The sequence below is a fragment of the Streptomyces sp. NBC_01210 genome (assembly GCF_036010325.1).
Taxonomy (GTDB): Bacteria; Actinomycetota; Actinomycetes; order Streptomycetales; family Streptomycetaceae; genus Streptomyces.
Genome location: NZ_CP108549.1, coordinates 3,451,540 through 3,469,032, shown reverse-complemented (window position 1 = coordinate 3,469,032; position 17,493 = coordinate 3,451,540). Strand labels below are relative to the sequence as shown.

The window sequence follows — 17,493 nt, the reverse complement described above, 5'->3', positions numbered from 1 at the left end:
ACCTGCTGGTTGCATGATGCCCGTAGCGTGTTCGATCTGTGAACGGGACCCCTATCCCGTGTCCCTGCAACGGGATTATCCTCTCCAAATACGCCCAACTGTGCTAAAGGGATGCCCCATTGAGGGTATTGGCTCCAGGACAGGGTCTACGACCCCCCGTCATGATCGCAAGGGTGAAACGGGGCGTTAATCGGCTATATGTGCGATTTGAGGCCCTCTTGCGAGAAGGTCGCATCGGGGCTGGAGTGGCTGAAAACGTCTGTATGTACGACCAAGGCCCCCTCATGTGTGGTGAGGGGGCCTCAGTTCTGCGTGCGCCGCCAGGGACTCGAACCCCGGACCCGCTGATTAAGAGTCAGCTGCTCTAACCAACTGAGCTAGCGGCGCCTGCTGACCTGGAGAACTCTACCCGACAGCCGCGGGTGCTGATGACCATTCTCTGATCATTCCGGCCTGTCGAATCGTCTTTTATTACCTTCATTCCGTCAAAATGCGATGAGACGGGACAGTTGGCGGCTGACAGGGGGCGCCGGCAGTGGACGCCGGCACCCGTGCGTCAGAGCCAAAAGAACTTGATGAGTGCGGAGGGTCCGTATGACCGTGCCGGTGTTCGAGGAGTACGAGCCCGCGGCCGACTGCGGCTGCGCGGGCTGTGCCCAGCAGCGCCGCATCCTCGCGGCCGGAGGCCACCCGAACGCGCACGGCTTACGCCGGGCGCTGGCCGTGCTCGCCACGGCGGGCGTGGTGCTCGGCAGCGGTGGGGCAGGAGTGGCGGACGCCGTCGGCCCCGCGGCTGCCGGTACCGCGCGGCCGGGCGAGGCCGTCGACGCGCAAGCCACCGCCGACCCGGTGCCCGTGACCGAGCAGGGCCGCAGCGGACCGCTGCACGGACCCACGGGCAAGTCGGCCACGGCCGCCGCGCCGCTGCGCAAGACGACCCGGGCCGAGATCATCAACCGGGCCAAGAAATGGGTGAGCGCGGGGGTCCCGTACAGCATGGAGCTGTACTGGACCGACGGATACCGCCAGGACTGCTCGGGCTATGTCTCGATGGCATGGGGTCTGGCAGGCAACGAGTGGACGGGGAGCCTCGCCGAGTACGCCACCCTGATCACGCGCGAGGAGCTGCAGCCCGGCGACATTCTGCTCTTCCACAACCCGGACAATCCGACCCGGGGCTCGCATGTCGTGCTCTTCGGCGGCTGGACCGACTACACGCACACCTCCTACATCGCGTACGAGCAGGTGAAGCCGCAGGCCCGTAGGCAGGCCACGCCCTTGGCGTACTGGACCAACTCCAGCAAGTACCTGCCCTACCGCTACAAGGGCCTCAGCGGCGGCGTGGTGGAAGCGCCGTCCGTCGCCACCGTTCCGGGGACGGGCGCCAATCCCGGGACGGCCGCCAACCCGGGGACAGCCGCCAACCCTGGGACGGGCGCCAATCCTGGGACGGGCGCCAACCCCGTCACGGGCGCCTATCCGGGGAGGACGGCCTTCGGACCCGGTGCGAACAACAAGTACGTCACCCGGCTCGCCGAGCTGCTCTCCAGCCGCGGCGGAAAGCACTTCTACCCCCAGGGACCCGAATCGCGCTGGGACGACATGGACCGACTGGCCACGCAGGCGTTCCAGCTCTCCCAGGGCTGGCAGGGCGCGGAGGCGGACGGGATGCCGGGGCCGGGCACCTGGCGGCTGCTGGTGACCAAGAAGGGCCGGAACATCATCGGTGGGGCGAGCGGGCCCGGTGGTAAGAGCGCGGTCGCGCCCGCCTACCCGGGGCGCGGCTACTTCCTTCCCGGCCGGTCCAGTAGTCACGTCACCCAGCTCGGCCGGCAGCTGGTGAAGCGCGGCTACGGCAAGCACTACACATCGGGGCCCGGACCGGCATGGAGCGAGGCGGACCGGCGCAATGTCGAGGCGTTCCAGCAGGCCCAGGGCTGGCGCGGCGCCGCGGCCGACGGCTTCCCGGGACCCGAGACCTGGCGGCGGCTCTTCGCCTGACGGCGCGGCAGTCCGGCGCAGTCGGCCGACGGAGCCGACCGGCACGGCGACGGCAGTACGGAACGACCAGTGGAGGTGGCAGTCATGAACACCACGACCCCGGAGCCGGACGGCACCGTGCCGTCCGACAGCCCGCGGCACACCCCGGTCATCGCCCAGGAGGTCACCACCGAGATCCCGGTGCATCTCCTCTTCCGCGAAGACGACTCCCTGCCGCTCGCCCCGCGGTCCGCCGTCGTCGGGTGGCGGCACGGCACCGGCGAGCAGCCGAAGGTCGGCCGCAGAACCGCGGTGCCGCGGTCCGCTGTCGTCCCACCGCGGCCCGCGCCGCCCGTCGATCCGGACCTGGTCGAGCGGGCCGCGCCCGCGCTGCCCGGCTGGACCGGGGTGGTCGCCGGGCTGTGCGCGCTGGCCGGGATCGGCGCGTTGCTGTGGGGGGTCGGAGCGCTGCCGGGCAGGTTGACGAGGCTGCTCGGGCTGCCCTCGTATCCCTTCAACGGCATCGGGATCGGGCTGTGGTGCCTGCTTACGCTGGGCGTGGTGCTGGCGCTCTTCGCCTTCGGCGGGCTGGGATGCGGCCGGGTCGGACACGCCTGGGTGCTGACGATCTTCGGCGACTACCAGGGGAGTGTGCGGCGTACGGGGCTGGTGTGGGTCAATCCGTTGCTGCTGCGCCGCGGGGTCGACGTGCGGCTGCGGCACTGGCGCAGCGAACCGATGCCGGCGGTCGACGCGGACGGCACGGCGCTGCGCGTCGTGGTGCTCGTGGTGTGGCGGGTCAAGGACACCGCGCGGGCGGCGCTCGGCGTCGAGGACCACGAGAACTATCTGAGCGAGCAGGTCGAGGCGGCGATGGCGCGGGTGCTCTCGCAGCTGCCGGCCGATGCCTTCCACGAGGACGCACCCACCCTGCGCGATGCCGAGGCGGTCGGCGACGCGCTGACGCGTCTGCTGTCGGCGGAGTGCGCTCCGGTGGGGATCGAGCTCTTCTCGGCGCAACCGACGGGGATCGAGTACGCGCCGGAGGTGGCGGTCGCGATGCAGCGCCGACGGATCGCCGCGATCGACGCCAAGCACCGGGACAGCGAGCTGACTTCGGTGGTGAAGGCGGTGGACGACGCGGTGAACCGGCTCACCGGGCGTGGGCTCGTCGCGCTCGACGACCACGAGCGCAAGGCTCTGGTCAAGGACCTCACCGTCGCCTTCCATCAAGGGGGTTCGGGGCCCGCGGAAGGTGCGTGATTGGTCTGGACATGTTCAAGTTCTGTTAATACTCTGGGCCTTGGTCTAGACCGGAAACCGGAATGCGTACCACCGCACGCGTGCAGCACGGCCCACAGAACTCCCCCACGTTTTCCTGGAGCGAAGCATGCGCAAGAAGATATGCGCGGGCGTGGTCGGCCTCGTAGTGGCGGGCACCACCATGCTCGCGACCGGCAGCGCCAGCAGCCATGGCTACACCGACTCGCCCATCAGCCGCCAGAAACTATGCGCCAACCGCACGGTCGCCAACTGTGGCGAGATCATCTACGAACCCCAGAGCGCCGAAGGCCCCAAGGGCTTCCCGGCGGCGGGTCCGGCCGACGGAACGATCTGCGCCGGTGGCAACAGCCGCTTCGCGCAGCTCGACGACCCGCGCGACGGCACCTGGCCCACCACCAAGGTCTCCTCGGGGCAGAACTACACCTTCCGGTGGCAGTTCACCGCCATGCACGCGACGACCGACTTCAAGTACTACATCACCAAGAACGGCTGGAATCCGAGCCAGAAGCTCACCCGTGCCTCGCTCGAGTCGCAGCCGTTCCTGACCATCCCGTACAACGGCCAGCGCCCGCCGTCCACGCTCAGCCACTCCGGGACGCTGCCGTCGAAGTCCGGCCGGCATCTGATCCTCGCGGTGTGGACGGTGCACGACACCGTCAACGCCTTCTATGCCTGCTCGGATGTTCAGTTCTGACGGATAGTCAGCTACCGTGCGGCGCCATGAGGAACGCGGAAGCAGGCACCCTCGCGGAGCTCGTACAGCGCCAATGGGGCGACCACCGGGTGGGGCTGAGCGGCCAGGACTTCGCACTCAGCCACCACCAGGTCGCCGCGGGCGCCGCCGCACGGGCCGCGCTCCTCGTGGATCTCCTGCCGCGCGGAGCCGAGCCGCATCTCGGGGTACTGCTCGACAACACCCCGGAGTTTCCCCTGTGGCTCAGTGCGGCGGCCCTGGCCGGGGCCGCCGTGGCGGGCATCAACCCGACCCGGCGCGGGCCCGAACTGGCCCGCGACATCCTGCACACCGACTGCCGGGTGCTGGTCACCGAACGCGCCCACCTTCCCCTCCTCGACGGGCTCGGCCTGCCGGGGGTCCGGGTGCTGGTGACCGATACCGACAACGCCGCCTACGCCGAGCTGCTCGCCCCGTACGCCGCCGCGGAACCCGGCGACGCCACGCTCGGTCCTGTCGGGCCCGGCAGTCGGCTGCTGCTCTACTTCACCTCCGGGTCGACGGGCGCGCCCAAGGCCGCGATCTGCACCCAGGGCCGGCTGGCGGCGGCGGGCGCGTCGCTGGTGCGGTACTTCGGCGTGCGCGAGGACGACGTCCACTACATCTGCATGCCGATGTTCCACGGCAACGCGGTGATCGCGGACTGGGCGCCGGCGCTCGCGGGCGGGGCGGGGGTCGCGCTGCGCCGCCGCTTCTCGGCCTCCGGATTCCTCGACGACGTACGGACGTATCGTGCGACCTACTTCACTTACGTGGGGCGGGCGGTGCAGTACCTGCTGGCCACGCCCGAACGGGACGACGACCGCGAGCACAGGCTGCGGCTCGGCTTCGGCACCGAGGCCGGCGCGGTGGACGCGGCGCGCTTCGAGGCGCGATTCGGGGTGCGGCTGGTGGAGGGCTACGGCTCCTCCGAGGGCGGCGCGGCGATCCAGCGCACCCCCGACACCCCGGCCGGCGCGATCGGCAGGGCGAGCCCGGAGGACGACCTGGCGGTGGTCGACCCCGACACGGGGAAGGAGCGGGCGGCCGCGGTACTGGACGCCGGCGGACGGCTACTCAACGGGTCGGATGCGATAGGGGAGCTGGTGAACCGGGGGCCGAGCCCGTTCGAGGGCTACTGGCGCCACCCGGAAGCGGACGCGGCCCGGACCCGCGGCGGCTGGTACTGGACGGGCGACCTCTTCTTCCGTGACGCGGACGGCTTCCTGTACTTCGCGGGACGCACGGACGACCGGCTGCGGGTGGACAGCGAGAACCTCGCCGCCGCGTTGATCGAGAACATCCTGGCCCGGTGGCCGGACGCGGCGGGGGTGGCGGTCTACGCGGTGCCGGACCCGGTGGCGGGCGATCAGGTGATGGCGGCGGTCGCGTTGCGGGACGGCGTCTCGTTCGATCCGGTGGGATTCGGGGATTTCCTTGCGTCGCAGCCGGACTTGGGTACCAAGATGGCGCCGCGCTTCGTGAGGGTGCTGCGGCAGCTGCCGGTGACCGCGACGAACAAGATCCACCGCGTGGCGCTGCGGCGCGAGGGCTTCGGCAACGGCGAGGGCAGCGGCGAGGTGTGGTGGGCGGAGCCGGGCAGGAGCGGCTACCGCCGGCTGACGGAGGCGGACAGGACGACGCTGCTGGACCAGTACGGGCACCACGGCAGGGCGGGTCTGCTCACGACCTGAACGATGTGGGTTCCGGTCCGGACACGCATCTGGGGCTTCTCGGATGACCGAGAAGCCCCAGATGATCAGCTGTGCGCCGCCAGGGACTCGAACCCCGGACCCGCTGATTAAGAGTCAGCTGCTCTAACCAACTGAGCTAGCGGCGCTTACTGGCACCAGCCGCGCGGTGGCTGATGACTCGGTAATACTACCTGGTCCCGAGGGGTGCTTCGGACACCCGGCCGCGTCCGCCCTAGATCGCCAGCGACAGCACCACCGGCGCCGCCTTGCGATTCAGCGTGTCCGCCGCCGAGCGCAGCCGGTGGGCGTGCTCGATCGGGAGGGACAGTGCCAGGCAGCCCACTGCGGAGCCGGCCGTCAGTGGAACCGCCGCGCAGACTGTGCCCACCGCGTACTCCTGGAGGTCCAGCATCGGGACCGTCGGGGGCTGGCTGTCCAGCTTGGAGAAGAGCAGCTTCTCGCTGGTGATCGTCCGCGAGGTGAGGCGGGCGATCTTGTGGCGCGACAGGTGGTCGCGGCGGCCGTTCTGGTCGAGCTGGGTCAGCAGGCATTTGCCGACGGCGCTCGCGTGGGCCGCCGAGCGGAAGTCCACCCACTCGTTGACCTTCGGCGTACGTGGGCTGTCGGCGAACTGGGTGATCTTCACCTCGCCGTCGATGTACCGGCTGATGTAGACCGCCGCGCCGACCGAGTCGCGCAGTTCGGCGAGGGTCTCCTGCAGTTTCGCCTGAAGTGCCTGCTGACGGGTGACCCCGGAGCCCAAAAGGATCAGTGAGTCGCCGATCACATAGGCGCCGTCCGTGACCTGTTCCACATAGCCCTCGCGGCGCAGCATCGCCAGCATGGGGGCCAGGTGGCCGGTCGGCAGACCTGTCTCGCGCGCGACCTGGACATCGGTGACACCGCCACCGTGCTTGGAGATCGTTTCCAGCACGCGCAGGACATACTGTATGGAATGGAACGGCGCGGTCGGCTCGGGCTTCAGCGCCACGGTTTCCCCCTAGCAGGTTGTGACCGCAAGTTTCCCTACCACGATAGCGGCCAAGAGCCGTTCAGAGGGCTGCTGTTGGCGAGAATGATGGTGCGCCCCAGCCTCATACGCTGGGGCGCACTCGCTTGGCATATGCCAGGGTCACACTTATCGGTAGGAGTAAGTGGTCAGAGCACCGCACCGAGAAACTCGCGAGTACGTTCGTGCTCCGGTTCGGAAAAGATTTTCTCCGGGGATCCGGACTCGATGACCTTGCCGGAGTCGAACATCAGCACCTCGTCCGAGATGTCCCGGGCGAAGTTCATCTCGTGCGTGACGCAGAGCATTGTGATGTCGGTGGAGCGGGCGATGTCCCGCAGCACGTCCAGCACACCGGCTACCAGCTCAGGGTCGAGCGCCGACGTGACCTCGTCAAGGAGCAGCACCTGCGGCCGCATCGCCAGCGCCCGGGCGATCGCCACCCGTTGCTGCTGGCCGCCCGACAGCTGCGTCGGCTTCGCGTCGCAGCGGTCGCCGAGACCCACCAGGTCCAGCAGCCCCTTGGCGCGCTCCTCCGCCTCGTCCTTGGACATGCCGAGCACCCGCACCGGGGCCTCGGTGATGTTCCGCAGGGCGGTCATGTTCGGGAACAGATTGAACTGCTGGAAAACCATGCCGATCTGCTTGCGTGCCTCGCGGCGTTCCTTCTCGGCGGCCGGAAACAGGCGCTGCCCATTTACCCGGATCGTGCCCCGGTCGGGCGACTCCAGAGTCATCAGCAGCCGCAGGATCGTGGTTTTGCCGGAGCCGGACGGGCCGATCAGCGTGACGTGTTTACCGGGCTTCACCGAGAAACAGAGGTCGTCCAGCACGGTGTTGTCGCCGAAGTTCTTCGTCACATTCTCGAAGCGGATCAGCTCACCGGACGTGCCGGGGGTCGTGGTGTCGAGGGTCGTGGTGTCGGGGGTGCTGTCAGGAGACAAGGCGGCGCTCCAGGGCTCGTACGAGAAGAGAAGCCGGGTAGGCGATGAGGATGAAGGCGATGCCGATCACGGTCAGCGGCTCGGTGTACTGGAACGTCGCGGCGCTCTCCAGCCGGGACTGCTGCAGCATCTCCAGTACGCCGATCGCGGCGAGAAGCGGTGTGTCCTTCAGCATCGCGATGACGTAGTTGCCGAGGGCCGGAGTGATGCGCCGGATCGCCTGCGGCAGAATCACCGCGAACCAGGTGCGGTGGGCGGGCAGGCTCAGCGCCTTCGCCGCCTCCCACTGACCGGCCGGCACGGCTTCGATACCGGCCCGGTAGACCTGTGCGGTGTACGTCGAGTAGTGCAGCCCGATCGCGATCGTGCCGGTGGTCAGCGCCGAGAACTGCACGCCCCACTCCGGCAGTACGAAGTAGAGGAAGAAGAGCTGCACCAGCAGTGGGGTGGTGCGGATGAACTCCGTGAAGACGTTCACCGGCCACCGTACGAAACGGGTCGGCGCCCTGAAACCGATCGCCCAGACCAGGCCGAGCGTGAAGGAGATCAGCGAGCCGAGCACCAGGATCTGCAGCGTGACGAGCACGCCGTCCCAGAAGCGCGGCATGAAGTCCGCGACCGCGGACCAGTCCCAGGTCACTTCGAACCACCTCCGGAGGTGGTAGTGGTGACGGCTCGCCCGGCGAACCACGCACCGGGGCCGCTTCCGGGAACCGCGATGCCGATGTTCCGCTTGGTCTTCTTCTCCAGCGCCTTCATGGAGCGCGTCACGACGAACGCGAGCACGAAGTAGATCACCAGGCTGATGGTGTAGATCTGCGCGCTCTCCTGCGTGGCCAGGCGCACCAGGTACGCGGCGAAGGAGACATCACCCACGCCGAGCAGGGACACCAGCGCCGTGCCCTTGAGCAGCTCGATCAGCAGATTGCAGAACGGCGGGATCATCTCCGGCACCGCCTGCGGCAGCAGGATCAGCCGCATCCGCTGCCAGGGTGTGAAGCTCAGCGCGACCCCCGCCTCGCGCTGCGCGGGAGTCACCGAGTTCAGCGCGCCACGCACGATCTCGGCGCCGTACGCACCGTAGGAGAGGCCGAGCGCGAGCACCGCGGCCCACATCGGGACCAGCTGCCAGCCGAGCAGCGGCGGCAGCACGAAGAACAGCCAGAACATCAGCACCAGCGCCGATGTGCCGCGGAAGATCTCGGTGTAGAAGCCCGCGAGGAAGCGGACGAAGCGTGAGCGGTGGGTGCGGGCGATGCCGACCGTGAAGGCGACCGCCGCGGCCAGCGCCGCGCTGTACACCAGCAGTTGGACGGTTATCCAGATACCCGGGAGCACCCAGTTCTGCCAGAGTCCGGCTGTCATTGGCACAGCTCCTTGGCAGTGAGCTTGGTCATCTCGTTCTCGGTGAAGCCGAACGGCCGCAGAATGCGGAAGAGTTCGCCGCTCTTCTTCATCTTGTGGATCTCGAGATTGAAGGCGTCGCGCAGCTCCGTGTCGGTGGGCCGGAAGGCGAACCCGCCGCCGTCGATCTTCTTCTCGCCGTCGACCACGGCCGCGAACGGCTCGGTCGCCTCCGCCTTCGCGCTCTTCTTCACCACCTCGCGGGTGGTGAGCGCGGTGCCGGCGAAGACGTCGATCCGGCCCGACTCGACCGCGTTCAGCCCCGCCACCTGGTCCTGGAGGATGACGATGTCCTTCTCCGGGTAGCCGGCGGCGACCGCGTAGTCGATCTCCGCATAGCCGGTGCCGGTGGCGAACTTCGCCTTGGCCTTCACCACGTCCTCGTACGTCTTCAGGTTCTTGGGATTGCCCTTGCGCACGATGAACGAGTCGAGCATCTGGTACTCGGGGTCGGCGAATATGACCTGCTGGCAGCGCTCCTTGTTGATGTACATCCCGGCCGAGACGACATCGAACTGCTGGGAGTTGAGCCCCGGGATGAGCGAGGCGAAGTCGGTGGCCACGGGCTGGACGGTGTCGATGCCCAGCCGCTTGAAGATGACACGGGCCAGCTCAGGAGCCTCGCCGGTGAACTCGCCGTTCTTGTCGACATAGCCGTAGGGCACCTCGCCCGCGATGCCCAGGCGCACCGTGCGCTGGGACTTCAGCCGGGCCAGGGCGTCCCCGGAAGGGACCCGGGCGCAGCCCGCCGCGCCCGCGGCGCCGAGCGCGCCGGCAGCAGCGGTGCCGAGCAGCAATGTGCGTCTGCGTATCGATCCTGGTTGTCTTGTACGAGCCATGGCCGCGCGGCTACCCGGCTCCAGGCGGGGTATGCGTACGAGATGGCCGACCGATACGTGACCGTAGCCCTCGACAAGCGCGGTGTGCAGTGCACCGCGAAACTGCTGACCGACAAGGCCCCGCTGACCTGCGCTGCCGTGTGGGACGCGCTGCCCCTGGCCGGGGATGTCTACCACGCGAAGTATGCCCGTAATGAGATCTATGCACTGCTGCCGGCGTTCGCGGAGCAGGAACCACCGCTGGAGAATCCGACGGTGACTCCCATTCCGGGCGACCTCTGCTATTTCACCTTCTCCGACGTGCAGTTGGGCACGGCGTCGTACGGATACGGGGAGCAGGCCGCCCACCACGGCCGCCGCACTGTCGTCGACCTCGCCCTCTTCTACGAGCGCAACAACCTGCTGCTCAACGGCGACACCGGCTGGGTCCCCGGCATCGTCTGGGGCTCGGTGGTCGACGGCCTCGACCGGATGGCCGAGGCCTGCCACGACCTGTGGCGGGCGGGTGCGCTGGGCGAGACCCTCAGCTTCCGCCGGGCCCAGTAGGAGAGGGCACGGGCATCGCGGCCGCGCCCGACTCGTACAGGGCGTGCGCCGCCCGCAGTACCAGCGCGTCCGCGTGCCGCGGCCCGATCAGCTGGACGCCGATCGGCAGCCCGTCCTCGTCCACGCCGCAGGGCACCGTCGCGGCGGGCTGCTGAGTCATGTTGAAGGGGTACGTGAACGGCGTCCACCCCGTCCAGCGGCGGTGCCCCGAGTGCGCCGGCGCCTCGACCCCGGCCTCGAAGGCCGTGATCGGCAGGGTCGGCGTGACCAGCAGGTCGTACGAGGTGTGGAACCGCCCCATGCGCCGGCCCAGCTCCATCCTGGTGTCCACGGCCGCCAGATACTCCAGCGCGCTGTACCGCGCCCCGATCCCCGAGATCTCGCGCAGCCCCGGGTCCAGCAGCTCCCGCTGCTCCGCGCCGACATGCTGCAGCAGCCGGGCCGCGCCGCTGAACCACAGGGTGTGGAAGGCCTCCACCGGGTCGGCGATATCCGGATCGGACTCCTCGATGTACGCGCCGAGCCCCGCCAGCGCCCCCACCGCCCGCCGCACCGCGGACGCGACCGCCGGACGCACTGCTACCTGACCGCCGAAGGACGGTGAGTAGGCGATCCGCAGCCCCTTCACCCCGTCCGCGAGGCCGTCGCGGACGCTGTCCGCCGGGCCCAGATGTGACCAGTCCCGCCAGTCCTCGCCGCTGATCACATCGAGCATCAGCGCGGCGTCCGCGGCGTCCCGTGTCATCGGGCCCGCGTGGGCGAGCGTCCCGAAGGGGCTGGACGGATACAGCGGCACCCGTCCGTACGTCGGCTTCAGGGCGAAGATCCCGCAGAAGGACGCGGGGATGCGGACCGAGCCGCCGCCGTCCGTGCCGATCGACAGCGGGCCCGCGCCGAGCGCCACGGCCACCGCACTGCCGCCGCTGGAGCCGCCGGATGTCCGCGCCGGATTGTACGGATTGCGCGTCACCCCGTGACGCGGTGAATCGGTGACGCCCTTCCAGCCGAACTCCGGCGTCGTCGTCCTGCCGAGGAAGACCGCGCCGTGCGCGCGCAGCCGGGCGACGGACGGTGCGTCCTCGTCCCAACTGCCTTCCGCCCGTACGGTTCGGGAGCCGCGCAGGTTCGGGACGCCGCGCTGCAGCAGGAGGTCCTTCACCGTCACCGGCACTCCGTCGAGCAGCCCCTGCGGCTGCTTTCTGTGCCACCGCTCGGCGGACGCCCGCGCCTGGGTCAGCGCCTGTTCGGCATCGACCCGGACGAAGGCATTGACCAGCGGTTCCACCACCTCGATCCGTTCCAGCGCAGCGAGGGTCGCGTCGACGGGGGTGAAGTCGCCTTCCTCGTAGCCGGCCAGCAGTTGGCGTGCGGTCAGGTCAGTCAGCGGAGACATCATGCATGGGGACGTACCCACGTTTCTTGTCCACCACGTTCGGGAACGGCTTTCCGGCCTCCCACAGTTCGTACAACTCGACGAACTGTTCACCCAGACGGTCCCGCCAGCCGACCGTGTCGCCGCTCATATGCGGCGAGACGATCAGCCCGGGGACGTCCCACAGCGCACTGTCGGGCGTGAGCGGCTCGGACTCGAACACATCGAGGGCCGCGCCCGCGATCCACCGGTTGTTCAGCGCCGTGACGAGATCGTCCTCCACGACCAGCGGACCGCGCCCCACATTGATGAAGCGCGCCGACGGCTGCATCAATCCGAAGCGCCGCCCGTCGAACATCCCGCGCGTCGCATCGGTGAGCGGTGCGGCGCAGACGACCCAGTCGGCGCGGGCGAGCAGCGGGTCGAGATCCTGGGTGCCGTGGATTCCGGGCCGCTCGGTGCGGCCCACGACCGCCACGGTGACGCCCAGGGCCTCCAGCGTGCGGGCCACTGCCCGGCCGATGGGGCCCGCGCCGACGACCGTCGCCCGGGTACCCGCGACCCGCAGTCCCTCGCGGTGGCGCCAGCGCCGCTGCCGCTGGAGCTCCAGGGTCCCGGGGATGTCCTTGGCCATGGCGAGCACCAGTCCGGCCACATATTCGGCGATCGGTTCCTCGAAGACTCCGCGGGCGTTGGTGACGACCGTGTCGGAAGCGATCAGCTCGGGGCACAGCAGCCGGTCCACACCCGCGCTCGGGGTGTGCACCCAGCGCGGCCGCGGGCCCTCGCCCGGCCAGCCGACGCGCACCGCGTCGGAGGTGAAGTCCCATACCAACAGGACGTCTGCGTGAGGGAGTTGAGAGGCGAGCGTCTGCTCGTCGGCGTACTGGACGCGGACCCGTCCGGTCAGCCGGCCGAGGCGCGGCGGGGGATCGGCCGCGAGTACGAGGAGGGTGGGTTCAGACATCAAGCGGAAGCCGTTTCGTAACGTCTGACATGTACGGATTGACCCACGCTCGCACCCGAACCTAACGTCGTCAATAACACGCTAAGGGGGCCTGCGATGGATGTCTCCTTTCTCGGCGGACCACGGCCACAGCGCGGAGTCGGTGTGGTCGCCCCGTTCGATTTCGCCCTGGACCGGGAGCTGTGGCGCTGGGTCCCCGACGATGTCTCGCTGCGTCTGACCCGTACGCCGTATGTGCCCGTCGAGGTCTCGTTGGACCTGGCCCGCCTGGTGAGCGAGCACGAGACGCTGCGCGAGGCGGTACGGGCGCTGGGCGCGTCCGAGCCCGAGGTGGTCGCCTATGCCTGTACCTCGGGAAGTTTCGTCGGCGGCCTGGCCGGGGAGCGGGCCATGTGCGAGGCGATGAGCTCGGCGGGGGAAGTGCCCTCGCTGACCACCTCCGGCGCCCTGCTCGAAGCACTCGACGAGCTGGGCGCCGGCCGTATCGCCCTCGTCACTCCCTATACGGAATCGGTGACCCAGGCGTTGGAGGAGTATCTGGGAGAAGCTGGGGTAACGGTCACGGGCCGCGCTTTTCTGGGACTGACCCGGCACATCTGGAAGGTGCCGTACCGGTCGGTCGTCGACATGGCGCGGCAGGCGGTGGTGGGCGCGGCGGACGCGCTCTTCATCAGCTGCACGAATCTGCCGACGTACGACGCGATCCCGCAGCTGGAGGCCGAATTGAGGATGCCGGTGCTCTCGGCGAACCAGGTCACGATGTGGGCGGCGCTGCGCGGAATCGGGGTGCACGCGGTCGGCCCGTACCAGGCGCTGCTGCTGCAGCCGGAAGCCCTGGAGCCGGAGCCGCCGCAGGTGCCGCCGGCTCACCAGGCGCCGCAGCCCCAGCAGGCCCAGCAGGCTCAGCCCGAAGAACAGGAAGGCTGGACATGACCACGGTAGGACTTCTCTACCCCGGACACTCGGCCGAGGACGACTATCCCCGGTTCGAGGTGCTGCTCGACAGCGACATCAGACTGCCCGTCGTCCACACCGACATCGGCGAGGACGCACACCGCGTCGACGCGCTGCTGGAGATGGGCGCGTCGCAGCGGCTCGCCGCGGGAGTGGAGGAGCTCCGGCTCGAAGGAGCGGAGTCGGTGGTCTGGGCGTGCACCAGCGGGAGCTTCGTGTACGGCTGGGAGGGGGCGCACGAGCAGATCCGCTCCCTCGCCCGGGCCGCGGGCCTGCCCGCGTCGAGCACGTCGTTCGCCTTCGCCCACGCGGTACGGGAGCTGGGCGCGGCACGCGTCGCGGTCGCCGCGACCTATCCGGAGGACGTCACCGCGCTCTTCACCGCCTTCCTCAAGGCGTCCGGCGCCGAGGTGGTCGCGGACAGGGCGAGCGGGATCATCACGGCGGCCGAGGTGGGCAGCTGGGGTCGGGCGGAGGTGCTGGAGCTGGCGCGCGCGGGCGACCATCCGGACGCGGAGGTGGTGCTGCTGCCGGACACGGCCCTGCACACCGCGGCGTACCTCGCCGAGCTGGAGGAGATGCTGGGCAAGCCGGTGCTCACCGCCAACCAGGTGACGGTGTGGGAGGGGCTGCGGCTCGCTGACCGCAGGGCGTGGGTGTGGGGGCCGAAACTGGGCACACTGTTCGCCAAGCGGGAATAAACGGAGAGTCCCTCCTGTTGATCTGCGCTGTACGTATCTTCAGGCGCAGGAGGGCCCCACCGGTGGACGAGATTCGAGGCACGGCGAACGGAACCGCACCCGTACCGCTGTCGGTACTGGACCTGGTGACGGTCGGCAGCGGCCGCACCGCGACCGACGCCCTGCGCACCAGCGTGGACATCACACGGCTCGCCGAGCGTCGCGGCTTCCATCGCCACTGGGTCGCCGAGCACCACTCCATGCCGGGCGTCGCCTCGTCGTCCCCGGCCGTGATCCTCGCCCACCTCGCCGCCCACACCGAGCGCATCCGCCTCGGCTCCGGCGGTGTGATGCTCCCCAACCACGCGCCGCTCGCGATCGCCGAGCAGTTCGGCACGCTCGAGGCCCTCGCGCCGGGCCGGGTCGACCTGGGCCTGGGCCGCGCGCCGGGCACCGACGGTGCGACCGCCGCCGCGCTGCGGCGTAGCGACCGGCTCAGCGAGGGCGCGGACGAGTTCCCGCAGCAGCTCGCCGAGCTGACCCGGTTCCTCGACGACGACTTCCCGGACGGCCATCCGTACGCCCGTATCCACGCGGTCCCCGGTCCGGTCCAGGGCCCCTCGCCCCGCCCGCCGATCTGGCTGCTCGGCTCCTCCGGCTTCAGTGCGCGGCTGGCCGGCGTACTCGGACTGCCCTTCGCCTTCGCCCACCACTTCTCGGCGCAGAACACCGTCCCGGCGCTGGACCTCTACCGCGACTCCTTCCGCCCCTCGGAGCTCCTGGACGCCCCGTACGCGCTGATCGGCGTCTCCGCGCTCGCCTCCGACGACGAGCGGGAGGCTCGCCGCCAGGTCCTGACCGGCGCGCTGTCGATGGTCCGGCTGCGCACCGGCCGCCCTGGGCTGATCCCCACCCCCGAGGAGGCGGCGGCATACGAATTCAGCGCCATGGAGCGGGAGTTCGTGGACAGCTGGCTGTCGAACGTCATCCACGGCACTCCGGACGCGGTGCGCACCGGCCTGGACGACCTCCAGAAGCGCACCGGCGCCGATGAGTTGATGATCACGGCCAATGCGCACGGCGGCGATGCGCGGCTGCGCTCGTACGAACTGATCGCGGATGCCTACGATTTGCCGGGTGGAGTGGTTCATTCCTGAACCGCTTGCCCGCAGGCCCTTAAGGGAGTCCTAAAGCCGCTCGTCACCGATGGTGGCGGGCGGTTTCGCATACCGGGTGCGGGTGCCTGGCAAGCGGTTTCTCCAAGAAATTGGTCTAGTCCTTATTTGGTTCAGACCATTGACGCGGCGGTGGCCGACTCGCTATCTCTTCTCCAACTCCCCTTCTGGATTCCGTTGTTTCGTTCCTTCACGCACCCCCGGAGGCTGTACGTGCGCTCCCGCAGACCCTTGCTCGCGGCCCTGACGACCGCGGCGCTCGCCGCCGGCGCCCTGGCCGGTTTCACAGCCCTCGGCACCGCCGGTGCCGCGGCCCGCGACGACGTCACGACCGCCGCCGCGTCCACCGGCGGGGTGAAGATCGCGTACTACGACCAGTGGAGCGTGTACGGCAACGCCTTCTACCCCAAGCACCTGGACACCCGGGGCATCGCGGACAAGCTCGACGTCATCAACTACTCGTTCGGCAATATCCACCCCACCGATCTGACCTGCTTCGAGGCGAACAAGAAGGCGGGCGACGACGCCAACCCCAACGCCGGTGACGGCGCAGGCGATTCGTACGCCGACTACCAGAAGTCCTTCGCCGCGGCGGACAGCGTCGACGGCGTCGCCGACACACGGAGCCAGCCGATCGTGGGCGTCTTCAACCAGTTCAAGGAGCTGAAGGCGAAGCACCCCAAGCTCAAGATCAATATCTCGATCGGTGGCTGGACCTACTCCAAGTACTTCCACGACGCCGCGAAGACCGACGCGAGCCGCAAGAAGCTGGTCGCCTCCTGCGTCAAGCAGTACATCGCGGGCGACCTGCCGGTCGACGGCGGCTACGGCGGCGCGGGCGCGGCCGCCGGGATCTTCGACGGCATCGACATCGACTGGGAGTACCCGGGCTCGGAGGGCGGCCACCTAGGCAACCACTACGGCGCCGAGGACAAGGCCAACTTCACGCTGCTGCTGGCGGAGTTCCGTAAGCAGCTCGACGAGTACGGCGCGGCGCACGGCGGCAAGAAGTACCTGCTGACGGCAGCGCTCCCGGCAGGCCAGGACAAGATCAAGAACATCGAGACGGACAAGATCGGCGCGTACCTCGACTACGCGAACATCATGACGTACGACATGCACGGCGCCTGGGACGCGGACGGACCGACGTACCACCAGTCGCCGTTGTACTCGCCGGCCTCCGACCCGACGGACGTGATCGCGCCGGGCACGCAGAAGTACTCGATCGACAACGCCATCGACTCCTGGCTGGACGGGAGCGCGGCGTACGGCATCGCGGGCGGCTTCCCGGCGAACAAGCTGACGCTGGGGTACGAGTTCTACTACCGCGGCTGGAAGGGTGTCCCGGCCGGCGCGAAGAACGGTCTCGCGCAGTCCGCGACCGGCGCCTCGGGAGTCCGCCCGGTCAGCCAGCAGGCAGGCATCGCGCACTACAAGGAGCTCGGCGGCATCGTCGACAACGCGGCGACGACGTTCTGGGACGACGAGGCGAAGGCGGCGTACTTCTACAAGGACGGGGAGTTCTTCACCGGCCTCGACAAGCGGGCGATCCAGGCGCGCGCGGACTATGCGCACAGCCGAGGCCTGGCGGGCGCGATGATGTACTCGCTGCTCGGCCTCGACGAACAGACCACGCTGCTCAACCAGATCGTGACGGCGGTCGGCGGCTCGACCACCCCGGACCCGACCCCGTCGGCCACGACCCCGACCCCGTCAGCCCCGGCCCCCTCCCCGAGCAACCCCACCCCGTCGCCGTCCGCCCCGCCGGCCGGCTGCACGGCACCGGCCTGGTCCGCGACCCCGGCGTACACCGGCTCGACGCAGGTCTCCCACAAGGGCCATGTCTGGAAGGCCAAGTGGTGGACACAGGGCGAAGAGCCGGGCACCACAGGCGAATGGGGCGTCTGGCAGGACCTGGGCGCCTGCTGAGCTG

16 protein-coding genes and 2 tRNA genes are annotated in these 17,493 nt (G+C 69.3%); 9 read left to right on the top strand and 9 right to left on the bottom strand.

Annotated features, from left to right (window positions below):
* Window positions 1-313: 313 nt before the first annotated feature.
* A tRNA-Lys gene (locus OG735_RS15600) sits at window positions 314-387 on the bottom strand.
* 207 nt (window positions 388-594) lie between these two features.
* Here OG735_RS15600 and OG735_RS15595 point away from each other — a divergent pair.
* The 4 genes from OG735_RS15595 (at window position 595) to OG735_RS15580 (ending at window position 5,670) form a co-directional block, all read left to right on the top strand.
* On the top strand, window positions 595-2,001 hold the full coding sequence (locus OG735_RS15595) for a peptidoglycan-binding protein (RefSeq protein WP_327323778.1): 1,407 nt from the start codon (window positions 595-597) through the stop codon (window positions 1,999-2,001).
* Between the two features lie 84 nt (window positions 2,002-2,085).
* Window positions 2,086-3,243: an SPFH domain-containing protein gene (locus OG735_RS15590; protein WP_442812433.1), complete on the top strand. Its 1,158-nt coding sequence runs from the start codon at window positions 2,086-2,088 to the stop codon at window positions 3,241-3,243.
* Between the two features lie 127 nt (window positions 3,244-3,370).
* On the top strand, window positions 3,371-3,958 hold the full coding sequence (locus OG735_RS15585) for a lytic polysaccharide monooxygenase auxiliary activity family 9 protein (protein WP_327323777.1): 588 nt from the start codon (window positions 3,371-3,373) through the stop codon (window positions 3,956-3,958).
* A 26-nt stretch (window positions 3,959-3,984) separates the two neighbouring features.
* Complete coding sequence (locus OG735_RS15580) at window positions 3,985-5,670, top strand: AMP-binding protein (protein ID WP_327323776.1); 1,686 nt, start codon at window positions 3,985-3,987, stop codon at window positions 5,668-5,670.
* Between the two features lie 72 nt (window positions 5,671-5,742).
* Here the strand turns inward: OG735_RS15580 and OG735_RS15575 are convergent.
* From OG735_RS15575 to ehuB, 6 genes are all read right to left on the bottom strand, one after another.
* Window positions 5,743-5,816 (bottom strand) — tRNA-Lys (locus tag OG735_RS15575).
* Between the two features lie 86 nt (window positions 5,817-5,902).
* Window positions 5,903-6,661 (bottom strand): IclR family transcriptional regulator, encoded by a 759-nt coding sequence (locus tag OG735_RS15570; RefSeq protein ID WP_327323775.1) that lies wholly within the window; start codon window positions 6,659-6,661, stop codon window positions 5,903-5,905.
* 167 nt (window positions 6,662-6,828) lie between these two features.
* On the bottom strand, window positions 6,829-7,623 hold the full coding sequence (locus tag OG735_RS15565; RefSeq protein WP_442812432.1) for an amino acid ABC transporter ATP-binding protein: 795 nt from the start codon (window positions 7,621-7,623) through the stop codon (window positions 6,829-6,831).
* Entirely contained in the window at window positions 7,613-8,263 is a 651-nt protein-coding gene (ehuD, locus tag OG735_RS15560; protein ID WP_327323774.1) for an ectoine/hydroxyectoine ABC transporter permease subunit EhuD, read from the bottom strand. Before ehuD ends, OG735_RS15565 begins: the two co-directional genes overlap by 11 nt.
* The gene (gene ehuC / locus OG735_RS15555; protein WP_327323773.1) at window positions 8,260-8,988 is read right to left on the bottom strand and encodes an ectoine/hydroxyectoine ABC transporter permease subunit EhuC; all 729 of its coding nucleotides are present in this window, start codon (window positions 8,986-8,988) and stop codon (window positions 8,260-8,262) included. Before ehuC ends, ehuD begins: the two co-directional genes overlap by 4 nt.
* Entirely contained in the window at window positions 8,985-9,866 is an 882-nt protein-coding gene (gene ehuB / locus OG735_RS15550) for an ectoine/hydroxyectoine ABC transporter substrate-binding protein EhuB (protein WP_327323772.1), read from the bottom strand. Before ehuB ends, ehuC begins: the two co-directional genes overlap by 4 nt.
* A 42-nt stretch (window positions 9,867-9,908) precedes the next feature.
* On the opposite strand from ehuB, the gene OG735_RS15545 reads away from it, so the two are divergent.
* Window positions 9,909-10,412, top strand: a complete 504-nt coding sequence (locus tag OG735_RS15545) for a DUF3830 family protein (protein WP_327323771.1) — start codon at window positions 9,909-9,911, stop codon at window positions 10,410-10,412.
* On the opposite strand, the gene OG735_RS15540 is transcribed toward OG735_RS15545, so the two are convergent.
* On the bottom strand, window positions 10,390-11,805 hold the full coding sequence (locus OG735_RS15540) for an amidase (protein WP_327328329.1): 1,416 nt from the start codon (window positions 11,803-11,805) through the stop codon (window positions 10,390-10,392). The two genes, OG735_RS15545 and OG735_RS15540, sit on opposite strands and share 23 nt — an antisense overlap.
* The gene (locus tag OG735_RS15535; protein ID WP_327323770.1) at window positions 11,789-12,751 is read right to left on the bottom strand and encodes a D-2-hydroxyacid dehydrogenase; all 963 of its coding nucleotides are present in this window, start codon (window positions 12,749-12,751) and stop codon (window positions 11,789-11,791) included. Before OG735_RS15535 ends, OG735_RS15540 begins: the two co-directional genes overlap by 17 nt.
* A 96-nt stretch (window positions 12,752-12,847) precedes the next feature.
* On the opposite strand from OG735_RS15535, the gene OG735_RS15530 reads away from it, so the two are divergent.
* From OG735_RS15530 to OG735_RS15515, 4 genes are all read left to right on the top strand, one after another.
* Window positions 12,848-13,684: a maleate cis-trans isomerase family protein gene (locus OG735_RS15530; protein ID WP_327323769.1), complete on the top strand. Its 837-nt coding sequence runs from the start codon at window positions 12,848-12,850 to the stop codon at window positions 13,682-13,684.
* The gene (locus tag OG735_RS15525; RefSeq protein WP_327323768.1) at window positions 13,681-14,406 is read left to right on the top strand and encodes a maleate cis-trans isomerase family protein; all 726 of its coding nucleotides are present in this window, start codon (window positions 13,681-13,683) and stop codon (window positions 14,404-14,406) included. The genes OG735_RS15530 and OG735_RS15525 overlap by 4 nt, the downstream gene beginning before the upstream one ends.
* A 62-nt stretch (window positions 14,407-14,468) precedes the next feature.
* The gene (locus tag OG735_RS15520; protein WP_327323767.1) at window positions 14,469-15,542 is read left to right on the top strand and encodes an LLM class flavin-dependent oxidoreductase; all 1,074 of its coding nucleotides are present in this window, start codon (window positions 14,469-14,471) and stop codon (window positions 15,540-15,542) included.
* Between the two features lie 231 nt (window positions 15,543-15,773).
* Window positions 15,774-17,489 (top strand): glycosyl hydrolase family 18 protein, encoded by a 1,716-nt coding sequence (locus OG735_RS15515; RefSeq protein WP_327323766.1) that lies wholly within the window; start codon window positions 15,774-15,776, stop codon window positions 17,487-17,489.
* Window positions 17,490-17,493 lie beyond the last annotated feature (4 nt).

Bases quoted from the DNA above. Each gene is read 5' to 3' on its own strand.
- OG735_RS15595 (WP_327323778.1), top strand. From the start codon at position 595: ATGACCGTGCCGGTGTTCGAGGAGTACGAGCCCGCGGCCGACTGCGGC.
- OG735_RS15590 (WP_442812433.1), top strand. From the start codon at position 2,086: ATGAACACCACGACCCCGGAGCCGGACGGCACCGTGCCGTCCGACAGC.
- OG735_RS15585 (WP_327323777.1), top strand. From the start codon at position 3,371: ATGCGCAAGAAGATATGCGCGGGCGTGGTCGGCCTCGTAGTGGCGGGC.
- OG735_RS15580 (WP_327323776.1), top strand. From the start codon at position 3,985: ATGAGGAACGCGGAAGCAGGCACCCTCGCGGAGCTCGTACAGCGCCAA.
- ehuC (WP_327323773.1), bottom strand. From the start codon at position 8,988: ATGACAGCCGGACTCTGGCAGAACTGGGTGCTCCCGGGTATCTGGATA.
- ehuB (WP_327323772.1), bottom strand. From the start codon at position 9,866: ATGGCTCGTACAAGACAACCAGGATCGATACGCAGACGCACATTGCTG.
- OG735_RS15545 (WP_327323771.1), top strand. From the start codon at position 9,909: ATGGCCGACCGATACGTGACCGTAGCCCTCGACAAGCGCGGTGTGCAG.
- OG735_RS15540 (WP_327328329.1), bottom strand. From the start codon at position 11,805: ATGTCTCCGCTGACTGACCTGACCGCACGCCAACTGCTGGCCGGCTAC.
- OG735_RS15535 (WP_327323770.1), bottom strand. From the start codon at position 12,751: ATGTCTGAACCCACCCTCCTCGTACTCGCGGCCGATCCCCCGCCGCGC.
- OG735_RS15530 (WP_327323769.1), top strand. From the start codon at position 12,848: ATGGATGTCTCCTTTCTCGGCGGACCACGGCCACAGCGCGGAGTCGGT.
- OG735_RS15525 (WP_327323768.1), top strand. From the start codon at position 13,681: ATGACCACGGTAGGACTTCTCTACCCCGGACACTCGGCCGAGGACGAC.